We start from the raw sequence: 12,726 nt of genomic DNA, 5'->3' as shown, positions 1-12,726 counted from the left end.
ATGATTTGAAGGAGGATATATTATGGAGCAAGATAGCGCATTATCACGTGCTACCGGAAATACTAAAATAGATTCACTTGAGTTCCATTTAGGTGCCTTTGGTGCTGCGATTCCCTTAGTGTTTTTCGTCATCTGGGCAATTACGACAAGTGTTTTACAATTATCTTCTGAAATAGGGCTGGTTCTCGGAGCTATTATCGGAATTACCTTAGGGTTATTTTTTTGTAAAAGTAAATGGGCAGATTATGCGCAAGGATTATTTGATGGACTGGCTCAGCCGATTGGTGTAATCGCCATGGTGGCTTGGTTTTATGCCGGAATGTTTGCTCAGTTGCTACAAGTTGGCGGCTTAGTAGAAGGACTGGTGTGGATTGGTATAGAGACTGGTTTTACCGGAGGCTGGTTTGTAGGATTAACTTTCATTCTTGCTGCAGTATTCTCTACCGCAGTTGGAACTGGCTATGGTACTACCGTTGCATTCTGTACGCTAATGTTCCCTGCCGGTGTTGCAACTGGTGCGGACCCGACTATCCTCTTTGCGGCAATTTTGGCAGGAGCAGTCTTTGGCGATAATCTCGCACCCGTATCCGATACAACAATTGTATCTGCTACCACACAGAATGCAGACGTACCTGGTGTGGTTCGCAGTCGTTTTAAATATGCTGTTGCTGCAGCAATCCCAACCTTATTGTTGTTTATTATCTTCGGAAGTGGTGGATCCATTGAGGAGCAGGCAAATATTTCATCTACAACAGATCCATCCGGCTTATTAATGCTGATCCCTTTTATTATCGTACTTACATTAGCTATTTCTGGTCAGCATATTATCACGTCTTTAACGTGGGGAATTATTGTTACGATCACCATGATTATATTATTCCCTGTTGGCTCAATTACCGACGTCATTCAATTTAATCCAGAATCTGATCAGATCGTTGAAGGTGCATTAATTAATGGTATTTCTGGATACATGAATATGGCGATATTAATTTTATTAATTGTTGCTGCCGCTCATATCATGCGTTTAGGTGGCACCATGGACACAATTACAACAACATTAGTAAAATGGATTAAAAATTCCATCCGACGTGCCGAATTGTCGATGTGGGCCATTGTAGCATTATTGAATAGCGCCATCACTATTAACACCGCAGCCGAAATTGCAGCTGCACCTTTCGTTCGTGAAATCGGTGAAAAATATAATATACACAGTTACCGCCGAGCGAACATGCTCGATGCTATTACGTCCGCATTGGGGTATATCTTCCCATGGGGAGCACCGGTATTGTTAGGTTGGTCGACGATCAGTTCGATGACAGATACGTATCAATGGCTACCAGTTGTCTCACCAACAGCCGTATTCCCATTCGTATTCCAAGGCTGGTTCCTCGTTGTGATTATGTTAATCGCAGCTATAACAGGATGGGGCTTGCGCTATCAAGGAAAAAATGGTGAAGAACTACGACAGCCACCAGAATAAGAAGTAAAAAGGGACAATATGCTGGTTATTGTGAGGTTTTAATGTGCAATGATACTCTCTTTCCTGGATAAGTCTCCGTGGTTGGTCTGTGCTATTGATTGGAATGACTTGTCCCACATAAGCGGAGCATATTTACAGAGTATTACAAAGCAGTTAAAGTCTATCAAAATCACCATTTATTATACAGTTCCACTTTACAAATCCATATTATAATAAATTCTGTAGTTCTTCTTCATGGCTATCGTGAGGCCCGGATATTTCTATCCGGGCCTTCTTTTCCATATAGAAACAGCTTGATCGACTGGACGCGGAGTATATTTTTCTAGACTGATAAAAAACTAGAACAATCCCAGCTTGTCAATTCGCTTACATGCTTCACGCAGCCGTTCTGGTTTTTCCAATAATCCAATTCGGACATAGCCTTCCCCTTCGTCCCCAAAACCATTTCCTGGGGCAACAACTACATGCGTTTTTTCCAGTAACAGTTTTGAAAAGGATTCGGAGGAATGCCCATCTGCTACAGGCATCCAAACAAAGAAAGAGCCACTGGCACTACCTCCGTGCCAACCGATATTGGCCGCTTCATCTAGAAAAGCCTCTCTGCGTTCACCATACACACGATTCAATGAGCGAATTGACTCTTCTCCATTATCGAGTGCCGCTTTCGTAGCAGCTTGAATCGCTCCAAAAATACTAACATAGTAATGGTCGTGTATCAGCTCCAGCGCATTAATAACAGATCGGTTCCCTACAGCAAAAGCGACACGCCATCCTGCCATATTATACGTCTTCGATAACGTATACATTTCAATACCGACATTCTTTGCCCCTGGTGACTGCAGAAAGCTTTGTGGCTTTTCATCAAAGCCAATCGCACCATAGGCAAAATCATGCACGACACATATTTCATATTTTTCAGCCATTTCGATCGTCTCATCGAAAAAATCCTTCGATGCTGTAGCAGCTGTTGGATTATTAGGATAATTAAGAAACATTAATTTTGCTTCTTCTAAATCTTTCTCAGGTATCTCATTATAATCCGGCAAAAATTCATTCTCTTCCCGCAGCGGCATATGCACAGGTTCAGCATTAGACAGTGCAACCCCAGACATGTAATCAGGATAGCCAGGATCAGGAACAAGCACTTTATCATGCGGATTAAGCAGACACTGATTGATTTCTACTAGACCTGTTTTCGAACCGAACATGATTGCTATTTCTGTTTCTGGATCGACATCTACCTGATATTCTCGTTGATAGAAATCAGCAATCGCCTGCTTTAAAAAAGGATAGCCTTGAAATGGGGAGTATTTATGATACAAAGGATTGGTACTTGCTTTTTGTAACGCCTCTACAATAAAGTCTGGTGTAGGCATATCGGGATTACCTTGCCCTAAATTAATGACATCATGCCCTTGCTTGACAAGCGCTTGAGTCGTCTTGACTAATTTCACAAAAAATTGTTCTGGTAATCGCTGCAAAGCATCTGAGTATTCAAAATTTATCATCTGATCACTCTCCATATAAATAAGGTACCCTGCTTGTAAAAACAGGTATTTCGTTACGGATCTTTCGAACGTTCTCAAGCATTATCTCCGCTCGAATGGTCGCCTCTGTTCGGGCAGGACCTGTAGCAATTGCTTCACCGGATGGACTGATTACAAGGGACTCTCCGGCGAAATCAGTGCCATCACATGTTCCACTGGCATTAGCCGCTATCATATAGCACTGGTTTTCAATAGCTCGTGCAAACAGCAGATAGTGCCAGTGTGTTTGTCTGGATGCTGGCCATTGCGCAACTACATGCATCACCTCCGCTCCTTGTAATGCCAGAGATCTGATTAATTCGGGGAAACGTAAATCATAACAAATCACGATTCCCATCTTCACACCATCCAGTTCAAATAATTCCCCTTTGTCACAACCGCCCTTTAAATATTTCGGTTCATCCAGCATCGGCACTAAATGAATTTTATCGTATTGATGCACAAGTTCTCCTAGCCGGTTAAAAACAAAACTCGTGTTGTAAATTCCGTCTTGTTTACGATTAGCGATTGATCCGCCAATTACATTGACCTGATATTTCTTTGCCAGGTCTGAAAGAAAGGGAATGGTGACTGATCCGTCATCATCTGCTATAGATTCTAATTGATCCAATGCATACCCGGTATTCCACATCTCAGGTAAAACAACTGTGTCTACTTTTGTGTTTGTGACGTCTGTTTCGAACCACTGTTTAATCTTCTCACGGTTTGCCTGCGGGTTCGCAACAACGACGTCCATCTGGTAAATTAAATATTCTATTTTCGTCACCTTCTTCCAACTTTCCTTAATTATAAAGTATATGATCACAGAATAAAACATATGATTTTTGAAGCAAACAGACTGCATAAGCTTTAGTGCAATGGTCATAATATAAACGATAAAAAAAGGAGGGTACATAATGGACAAGAAATCAAAAGATAACCATGGCAAAGAAACGATGACCAACCAGCAAGGTCATCCGGTAACAGACAACCAAAACGTTCGTACCGTCGGAAACCGCGGACCAACCACACTTGAAAACTATGATTTCATTGAAAAAATCAGTCATTTTGATCGCGAAAAAATACCTGAACGGATTGTCCATGCTCGCGGAACGGGTGCTTATGGATATTTCCAATCATACGGCACAGTGAACGGTGAACCAATTTCCAATTATACGCGTGCCAAAGTATTTACCAACACCGAAACCCAAACACCAGTTTTCCTTCGCTTTTCCACGGTGGTGCACGGTAAGCACTCACCAGAAACATTACGCGATCCAAGAGGCTTCGCGATCAAATTTTACACAGAGGATGGTAACTGGGATCTTGTCGGAAATAACTTAAAAATCTTTTTTATCCGCGATCCATTAAAATTCCCGGACATGATTCATGCATTTCGACCCGATCCTGTAACCAACGTACAGAACCTTGAACGAATGTTTGATTTTATCAGCGAATCTCCTGAAGCTATGCACATGGTTACCTTTGTTTTCTCTCCTTGGGGAATACCAGCCACCTATCGACATATGCAGGGATCTGGAGTTCATACGTACAAATGGGTCAACCATGAAGGTAAAGCTGTCCTTGTAAAATATCACTGGGAACCTGTCCAAGGTATTAAAAACCTTACCCAGAAGGAAGCTAACAAAATTCAAGGAGAGAATTTCAATCACGCCACACAAGATTTATATGAAGCGATTGAAAATGGTGATTATCCTGAATGGGAACTCTATGTGCAAATAATGGAGGATGGTGAACATCCTGAATTGGACTTTGATCCATTAGATGCAACGAAATTATGGTATAAAGATGATTATCCATGGCATAAAGTTGGCAAGCTGGTATTAAACCGAAATCCAGAGAATTTTCATGCAGAAGTAGAACAATCCGCATTCGGTACAGGGGTTTTAGTCGATGGTCTCGACTTCTCCGATGATAAAATGTTACAAGGGAGAACCTATTCCTACTCAGATACCCAGCGATACCGAGTTGGGGCAAATTATTTACAATTACCAGTAAATAAGCCTCACAAGAATGTGGTGACGAATCAGACTGGCGGGATGATGGATTTCAGACAAGACTATGGCGATTTTAAAAATCCTCATGTCGATTATGAACCTTCAACCATTGCCGGCTTAAAAGAAGCCAAAAATGCCGGCGTAGAGCATGAACCATATGTAGAAGGGCGATTACAACGTCAGCCTATTTCCCGGGAAAATAATTTCGGACAAGCCGGCGAAACCTACCGCAGACTGAATGATTGGGAGAAAGATGACCTGATTAACAATTTAGTTTCCGCCTTATTAGGCTGTCACAAAGATATCCAGGATAAAATGCTGGATATGTTCTATAAATGTGATAAAGACTATGGCGCCCGTGTCGAAAAAGGCTTAAAATCAGGAATGGAAAGCAAAGAAGAAATGATGGAAGATGCCATGCACGACGCCGAAGAAATGGGACACCCGTCCGATCCATATTAGAAAAAACCGGCATTCGCTAAGGCTATTAGCGAGTGCCTTAGTTTTTCTCTAAATCCTCACTACGCGAGATTCCTCATTTTAAAAAGGAAGGCCTGAAGCTTATTAACTTCAGGCCTTTTCTATGTACTGACAGATAATATTTGGTGATGTTTATCAGATTCGATTTAAGATTGCTCTTCTTCATGCATTGGGCATTCTCTCGGTACTCCTTTCGCCTGAAGTTACCTCTTCTTCATGCGTTGGGCGTTTTCTTGCTACTCCTTTCGCCTGAAGTTATCTCTTCTTCATGTGTTCGGCGTACGCTTGCTACTCCTTTCGCCTGAAGTTACCTCTTCTTCATGCGTTCGGCGTTCGCTTGCTACTCCTTTCGCCTGAAGTTACCTCTTCTTCATGCGTTGAGCGTTCGCTTGCTACTCCTTTCGCCTGAAGTTACCTCTTCTTCATGCGTTCGGCGTTTTCTTGCACCAACCAACACATGAAGTTCACTGTCTTCATGCATTGGAGACCTCATGTATCACTCTTTTGCCTGAGGTTCTCCATCTTCTTGCATTTGACAACCTTTTGCATCCGCTTACTCTGAAGATCGTCATCATCTTCATGCGCCTATCATCTATTCCGGATAACTGGCAAATCAGATGTGTCAGCAACTGCTAATAGCCAAGCACCCTAACTGATCCGAACATCCCACAACTGAAAAACCGGACATAACTCACCGGTCCTAATCGATGTAAATAATATAGAACTTCCTATTCATCACGATTACTTCTATGACTGTACTTAAGAAAAAATCCTGGTTATTACCAAAAATTTTTGCATTCCATTTCAAAATTTTTCATTTTTTTGATTTCGACATTAGAAAATTATGATATAATTCAAACACTATCTCATATTAATAGTTTGAATTCGAGAAAAACGTTTTATTACCAGCTAAAGAAGGGTAATACCAATTATAGCTTTGTACACAGTAAATATTACCTACAGGGGCTTCAACTATGACACCAATACCGTTTGATTACAATTATTCGCTCATTATTATTTCTATATTAATTGCAATCTTCGCTTCTTTTACAACGATTGAACTAGTGGGGATCGCTAGAAATGCACAACATAATACAAGAAAAAAATGGCTGATTACTGCCTCTTTTACTATGGGAATTGGCATCTGGACCATGCACTTTACCGGCATGATTGCAAGCGGTATAGGGGATAGCCAGATCCGAATAAATCTGATTGCTACAATCGTTTCCTTTATTGTCGCGATGATCGGTTCCTTAATAGCTTTCCGGTTAATTGCCAATCGGATCGCCAGTTATGCTCAATTAGTGCTTGCTGGCACAGTAATGGGATTGGCCATTTCTTCCATGCATTATATTGGTATGTATGCTGTTGAATATAACCATTATATGGAACACAACCCCGGCATTGTTGCTTTGTCGATTGTTATTGGCATCACAGGCTCAACGGCAGCTTTGATCATCTTCAATAAAGTAAGCGACAAACATTTATATTTATTCCAACTGCCTATAGCAATCATTCTAGGTATCGCAATCAGTTCGATGCACTATGTGGCTATGGAATCATTCACATTATACAATCTGCCAAATCAGCACCACAGTATTTTTCCGGAAGTTTCATCTACTATCGATTCTACGATTATGATCAATACATTAGTTATTATGTCTGCTGTCATCTTTCTCATAACGTATACGATGGGACTTCGTAACAAGCGATTACAATTAGCCATGTACGACATGGCATTTCATGATTCTGTCACAGGGCTACCTAACCGCTATTATTTCGATCAGCAATTCCAGCGCATCTTAGAAACAAGTAAAGCAAATCATGAATCATTCGCTATCCTGTTTTTAGATTTGGATAATTTCAAACGGATCAACGATGAACATGAACATGGACATGACGCAGGTGATCGATTTCTTAAACAAATAGGAAAGAGCCTTAGCAGCCTAGTCGGACAAGAGGCAGTAATTGCACGCTATGGCGGTGACGAATTTATTATCATTACTCAGAAAACCGATAAGAAGGGCGCAGAAACAGTAGCAAATAAAATAACCGCAGCTTTCGATGCACCTTTTATAATGGATGGAAAACAGCAGACAACCAGCTTCAGCATCGGTATTAGCTACTTCCCACAGAATGGTAAAGATATGGAGACATTAATCAGACAAGCTGACAAAGCAATGTATGTAGCCAAACAAAAAGGCAAAAATCAGTATACCAGCTATCAATCAGAGACACCGATCGATTCTTCTGGTTGAATCATGGATATACTGAAACAAAGATTCGAACAAAATGAAAAGCCGACCATAGCACGAAATCTCATAATACCAGATTCGTGTAAGGGTCGGCTTTTACGCTGTTTGGATATACTGCGAAGTAACAAGAACCGCGAAATATAGGTATCGCGATCAGCTGGGAGACCATTTTGACATGGTTTGTCTGCTAGAATGCCACTCCGTCCAACCACTCCGCGTCCTGCGGGACGCGGAGTGGTTGGACGGAGCGATATCATAACACATGAAATCGTTCAAAATGACTTCAACGCTAGTTAGCATGAAGCAATCTCGCTAAATAGTCATTACTTCGCAGTTGTTTCTACATTACAACTAAAAAATACCTATTTGTATCTTGGTTGTTTGTATTCTATCGTGCCAATTCTGTCTTCCTATTCCTTACAATAGTCAACAACTTGATCATAGGAGAGATCACCGCCAAATATATCTAGCGCACTGCCGATCGTGACATGCAATTTTCCTTTTGATAATTGTTCAAAAAGGTGTAAATCCTCAAGTGAAGAGACGCCACCAGCATATGTCGTTGGAATCGTCACATAGTCAGCTAGCAGCCTTACAAGATTTTCTGCTATGCCAGCCCGTTTGCCTTCCACGTCGGCTGCATGGATTAAAAACTCATCACAATACTGTTCCAACTCTTTTATTGTAGAAGCTGTAATTTCAATATTACTAAACTTCGTCCATTTATCTGTCACGACAAACCATTTGCCATCCTTCTGCTTACAGCTCAAATCTATCACTAAACGTTCCTTGCCAATCTTGTCTACTAAACGACGAAGTTTATCCATTTTTAATTCGCCATCCTGGAAGATATACGACGTGACAATGACATGAGAAGCCCCTGCATTCAAAAAGGTTAGTGCGTTATCCCCATTGATGCCGCCACCGATCTGTAAGCCGCCTGGATATGATTGAAGCGCCTCTATTGCCGCTTCTTTATTGCCATCACCAAGCATAATAACATGACCACCAGTTAACTGATCATCACGAAATTTAGCAGCATAATAGCTACTGTTATAGGTTGATACATAATTTTCAATAACTTGCTTATTTTCTTGATTTAATGTTGCACCAACGATTTGTTTTACTTTACCCTGATGCAAATCAATACAAGGTCTAAATTCCACACTATCACGTATCCCCTCGTTATCTTTTTATGGCCACTTCAGCGCATTTTATGGTAACTTTTTTTCGTTTTATGGCCACTTTTGCACATTTAATGGTCACTTTTTGATGTTTTATGGCCACTTTCACATCTATTAAGCAAAACCTCGCTCATATTGAACAGGTACTTGTATTTCTTGACCTAATTCATGCGCGGCATGGATTGCCCAGTAAGGATCACGAAGCATGCCACGTCCAACAGCAACGAAGTCAGCTTCTTGATTACCAATTACTGCATCAGCAAGGCGTGGAGTTTCCAGGTTTCCAACAGCCATAACGGGTACATGTAACGCTTCGCGCATTGCCCTTGCAAAAGGAAGCATATATCCTGCATGAAAGCCTGGATGACGTGAAGGGGCAATCGCTCCCTCTCCGCCAGCGCTAACATCAAAAATATCAACACCAGCTGCTTTGTAAGTTTTAGCTATTTCGATTCCACCTTCTAACGTATAGCCTTCTTCTACAAATTCAGTGGCAGATATTCGAAGAATCAGTGGCATATCTGCTGGCATTTCACTCTTCACTGCTTCAATCACTTCCGTACCAAAACGAGTCAGCTCTCCATATTCATCGTCTCGCTTGTTCGTATAACGAGAATGAAATTGGTGTATTAAATAGCCATGTGCGCCGTGTAATTCAATGGAATCAAAGCCTGCTTCGACTGCACGACGGGCTGCTTGCTTATATTTATCGACCATTTCTTTTACTTCCGCAGTAGAAAGTGCTCGTGGTTCTTTATATTTTTCACTGAAACGGATAGGAGACGGTGCCACTGGGGTCTCAGCGTCTTCTGCTTTTCGCCCTGCATGCGCAATTTGAATCGCAATTTTTGCACCTTGTGCATGAACACCATCCACGATCTTTTTATAAGCCGGAATTTGATCATCTGACCATAAACCTAAACAATTATTTGAAATTCTGCCATCAGGTTCAACGTTTGTCATTTCAACAATAATCAAACCTGTACCACCAACTGCTCTGCTGATATAGTGTGTCAGATGCCAATCATTCGGTGTGCCATCTTCCGCTGTTACCGAGTATTGACACATTGGTGGCATTACCACGCGATTTTTCAGATCTAAATTTTTTATATTAATTGGGCTAAATAGTTGTTTCATGATTATCCCCCTTTTTCCATTACCAATTTAGTATAGCAAGAAATGATGACTGTAGCACCTAATTAAACTTGCCGTTTCCTTGCGCGCCAAAGCAAGAATTCCAAGGTAAAGATACAGATAATTAACCATGACAACCCAAGCGCCATCCCTGCCAAAATATCTGTAAAGAAATGCACACCTAATACAACACGACTGTATGGAATAGCGATGCTTAATATGCCCAGCAAAAGAATTATCAACCATTTCACCGCTTGCTTCGATACCAGTTTCCAGACCAGAAAAATCAGAAAGCCGTAAAACGCAACAGACCCGGTAGAATGTCCACTAGGAAAACTGTAACCTGTACCATCAAACGCTGCAATTAATTCTGGACGATTGCGCTGAAATACTAATTTCAATACTTTTGTTAATAAACCAATACCAATCATATTTAAGCTAAACAAAATACTGTACCATTTATTATTTGTTAAGAAAAATAAGGACACCGCTACAATAACAGAACCAATTGTAATAACGAGCACCGAACCAGCTTCTGTTATCCATGTCATCCATTGATATAAGGTATCATCTTCCGTAAAAACAAGCACCTCATGGAAATAATGATCTACTTTAAATTTTTCATTTTCCAGGACATCATCTGCTAGCTCGATAAACAATGATGTGGTTAGAAATAACAGGACGAATCCTGCTATTAAGAAAAGAAAAGTTGGTTTTAAAATATGCTTCATAGTCCCACTCCCTAACGGTAATATTCCCGAAACAAGCCACTAAAAATCATGTTATGGAAAAAATGTAAAAAATGCTTTGTTTTGTTGATGAAATGTAATATTGAGTCAAACCCCTTGTCATAACAGTATTCTCTTTTATTTCGACAAAAGATATGACTTGCAATCCTGCTTCGAAGTATGTTTGAATGGACAAACAATGAGTAAATGGAGGTTAGGACAATATGAAAAAAAGCTTATTGACGTTGATGCTTATCATCGTATCGATCATAGCGGTTGCCTGTGGCAGTGAAGAAGATCAATCCAGCCAAGAATCATCTGAAGGTTCATCTGATTCATCATCTAATCAAACCGAGCAGCAGCTTGTAAGTGAAGAAGAAAAAGTTGAAAATGATAAAACTGTAGCAACCATCAATGGAACAGAAATTAATGGCGTTGCTTACAACCAAATGTATTCGACTGTAAAAAGCACCCTGCAACAATCAGGACAAGATACAGAAGATACTGATACATTAAAAGATCAAACTTTAACAGAATTAATAAATCAGGAATTAATCAGACAAGATGCCGTGGAACAAGGTATTGAAGTCGATGATGAACAAATCCAAAGCCAGGTTGATTCATTGAAAGATCAATACGGTGATCAATTCTCCACTGTATTGAAATCAAGTGGATTAACGGAAGAAACCTATAAAAAACAACTAAAACAAAATGCACTCTCAACGAAATATATGAAATCTGAATTTGATATCAACGTTTCAGATGAAGAAATCCAACAATATTATGATTCCTTAAAAGAACAATCTGAGAAAGAAATTCCTGCATTAGAGCAAGTCAAAGGTCAAATTGAACAGATGCTATTCTCACAAAAACAGCAGGAGAAAAAAGATCAAATCCAATCAAAAATTGATGAGCTAAAGAATAACGCGGAGATTGAGAAACTAATCTAAAGAAATTCAGAAAAGGAAGGACATCGAAAATTCTAATCGAGTCCTTCCTTTTTTATCTTTAAATCAGCAAGGTTATAGTCCACTATTGATACTCGCCTGGTTGTTTCCTTAATTTGTTTTCTATCTTCAACGGTTTGTTCAACTTTAGAGACAGATTCCATGCTAATTAAAATTCCCTCTCCATTCATTGTGTAGCTTCTTTTTAATTCTAAATAATTGATCGATTGATTGAGCGCTAATGACCGTTCCAATGTTTCGTTATTGTCGAGTCCTTTTTCTTGTGCTTCTTCTATTAAGGATTCTATCCGCTCCATATTTTGTTCCTTCTTTTTAGAAAAGTAGTCATCACTGTAGGTGATTGTGTATTTCTTGTTATTATCCTGACTCTCTACAGCTATAGATGCTACGTCTTCTTTTTCGAGATTTACTTCTAATAATACTTTTAAGTCATCGGGATATTCCGACGCCTCTCCTTGAAGCTGCTGCCATTCAGAACCTGCTTGTTGCTGAACGAAACGTTGATATTGACGGTTATCGATTTGTACCGTTTCTGCTACAAAGGCTTCTTCTCCTGACTGCTGCTGAACTTGTTTTAATTGCCAATCGACTTGATCACCTTGTACCAGAAAGGCACCTTCCGTCGAAGAAGATGAGACCTGTTCTCCGTCCTTGTTAATCTCGACCATTCCTGTAAAAGTTCCATTATCAAGCAGGTGTGTCTGATCACTCGCCTGTTCAAGTTTTTCTAACTTATCTGTTTCTGCACCATTATTGTCGCAAGAAGTAAGCCCAAACAGGCTAACTGCCATAACCCCAATAATAATTCCCAATTGCATACATAGCCTCCTATGCCACTACTGTTGTTGTACAATCTCGATTAATTGCTGTTTTTCTGATGAATCGATGTCAGTGTATTCAGTTAAGATCTTATTGATGAAAGCATTCCTTAGATTATCACTATAGAATATATC

The 12,726-nt window shown here is 40.2% G+C and carries 10 protein-coding genes; 4 read left to right on the top strand and 6 right to left on the bottom strand.

Annotated features, from left to right (window positions below):
- The first annotated feature begins 22 nt into the window (after nucleotides 1-22).
- Nucleotides 23-1,480 (top strand): Na+/H+ antiporter NhaC family protein, encoded by a 1,458-nt coding sequence (locus MUN87_RS20305; RefSeq protein WP_244743505.1) that lies wholly within the window; start codon nucleotides 23-25, stop codon nucleotides 1,478-1,480.
- Between the two features lie 338 nt (nucleotides 1,481-1,818).
- Here the strand turns inward: MUN87_RS20305 and MUN87_RS20300 are convergent, their stop codons facing one another.
- Together MUN87_RS20300 and MUN87_RS20295 are read right to left on the bottom strand one after the other, a co-directional pair.
- Nucleotides 1,819-2,988, bottom strand: a complete 1,170-nt coding sequence (locus MUN87_RS20300; protein ID WP_244743503.1) for a pyridoxal phosphate-dependent aminotransferase — start codon at nucleotides 2,986-2,988, stop codon at nucleotides 1,819-1,821.
- Between the two features lie 4 nt (nucleotides 2,989-2,992).
- Nucleotides 2,993-3,793, bottom strand: a complete 801-nt coding sequence (locus MUN87_RS20295; RefSeq protein ID WP_369413969.1) for a carbon-nitrogen family hydrolase — start codon at nucleotides 3,791-3,793, stop codon at nucleotides 2,993-2,995.
- A 130-nt stretch (nucleotides 3,794-3,923) separates the two neighbouring features.
- Here MUN87_RS20295 and MUN87_RS20290 point away from each other — a divergent pair, with 130 nt between their 5' ends.
- Both MUN87_RS20290 and MUN87_RS20285 read left to right on the top strand, forming a co-directional pair.
- A complete protein-coding gene (locus MUN87_RS20290; RefSeq protein ID WP_244743501.1) occupies nucleotides 3,924-5,486 on the top strand; it encodes a catalase in 1,563 nt (520 codons plus the stop codon).
- 992 nt (nucleotides 5,487-6,478) lie between these two features.
- Nucleotides 6,479-7,762 (top strand): diguanylate cyclase domain-containing protein, encoded by a 1,284-nt coding sequence (locus MUN87_RS20285; protein ID WP_244743499.1) that lies wholly within the window; start codon nucleotides 6,479-6,481, stop codon nucleotides 7,760-7,762.
- 407 nt (nucleotides 7,763-8,169) lie between these two features.
- Here MUN87_RS20285 and hisA read toward each other — a convergent pair whose 3' ends face one another.
- The 3 genes from hisA to MUN87_RS20270 form a co-directional block, all read right to left on the bottom strand.
- On the bottom strand, nucleotides 8,170-8,925 hold the full coding sequence (gene hisA, locus MUN87_RS20280) for a phosphoribosylformimino-5-aminoimidazole carboxamide ribotide isomerase (RefSeq protein WP_244743496.1): 756 nt from the start codon (nucleotides 8,923-8,925) through the stop codon (nucleotides 8,170-8,172).
- Nucleotides 8,926-9,057: 132 nt separating this feature from the next.
- Nucleotides 9,058-10,080 (bottom strand): NADH:flavin oxidoreductase/NADH oxidase, encoded by a 1,023-nt coding sequence (locus MUN87_RS20275; protein ID WP_244743493.1) that lies wholly within the window; start codon nucleotides 10,078-10,080, stop codon nucleotides 9,058-9,060.
- A gap of 62 nt (nucleotides 10,081-10,142) precedes the next feature.
- Nucleotides 10,143-10,808 (bottom strand): phosphatase PAP2 family protein, encoded by a 666-nt coding sequence (locus tag MUN87_RS20270; protein ID WP_244743491.1) that lies wholly within the window; start codon nucleotides 10,806-10,808, stop codon nucleotides 10,143-10,145.
- A 221-nt stretch (nucleotides 10,809-11,029) separates the two neighbouring features.
- On the opposite strand from MUN87_RS20270, the gene MUN87_RS20265 reads away from it, so the two are divergent.
- Nucleotides 11,030-11,755: a SurA N-terminal domain-containing protein gene (locus MUN87_RS20265; RefSeq protein WP_244743489.1), complete on the top strand. Its 726-nt coding sequence runs from the start codon at nucleotides 11,030-11,032 to the stop codon at nucleotides 11,753-11,755.
- A gap of 32 nt (nucleotides 11,756-11,787) precedes the next feature.
- Here MUN87_RS20265 and MUN87_RS20260 read toward each other — a convergent pair whose 3' ends face one another.
- On the bottom strand, nucleotides 11,788-12,591 hold the full coding sequence (locus MUN87_RS20260) for a hypothetical protein (RefSeq protein WP_244743487.1): 804 nt from the start codon (nucleotides 12,589-12,591) through the stop codon (nucleotides 11,788-11,790).
- Nucleotides 12,592-12,726 lie beyond the last annotated feature (135 nt).

Origin of the sequence: Gracilibacillus salinarum, from assembly GCF_022919575.1 — a bacterium.
In the GTDB taxonomy this organism is placed as follows: domain Bacteria; phylum Bacillota; class Bacilli; order Bacillales; family Amphibacillaceae; genus Gracilibacillus; species Gracilibacillus salinarum.
The sequence above is the reverse complement of the archived record's forward strand: the minus strand, read 5'-3'. Positions and strand labels throughout refer to the sequence as shown.

Excerpts from the sequence above, each read along its gene's own strand:
- MUN87_RS20305 (WP_244743505.1), top strand. The coding sequence starts at position 23 with ATGGAGCAAGATAGCGCATTATCACGTGCTACCGGAAATACTAAAATA.
- MUN87_RS20300 (WP_244743503.1), bottom strand. The coding sequence starts at position 2,988 with ATGATAAATTTTGAATACTCAGATGCTTTGCAGCGATTACCAGAACAA.
- MUN87_RS20290 (WP_244743501.1), top strand. The coding sequence starts at position 3,924 with ATGGACAAGAAATCAAAAGATAACCATGGCAAAGAAACGATGACCAAC.
- MUN87_RS20285 (WP_244743499.1), top strand. The coding sequence starts at position 6,479 with ATGACACCAATACCGTTTGATTACAATTATTCGCTCATTATTATTTCT.
- MUN87_RS20275 (WP_244743493.1), bottom strand. The coding sequence starts at position 10,080 with ATGAAACAACTATTTAGCCCAATTAATATAAAAAATTTAGATCTGAAA.
- MUN87_RS20270 (WP_244743491.1), bottom strand. The coding sequence starts at position 10,808 with ATGAAGCATATTTTAAAACCAACTTTTCTTTTCTTAATAGCAGGATTC.
- MUN87_RS20265 (WP_244743489.1), top strand. The coding sequence starts at position 11,030 with ATGAAAAAAAGCTTATTGACGTTGATGCTTATCATCGTATCGATCATA.
- MUN87_RS20260 (WP_244743487.1), bottom strand. The coding sequence starts at position 12,591 with ATGCAATTGGGAATTATTATTGGGGTTATGGCAGTTAGCCTGTTTGGG.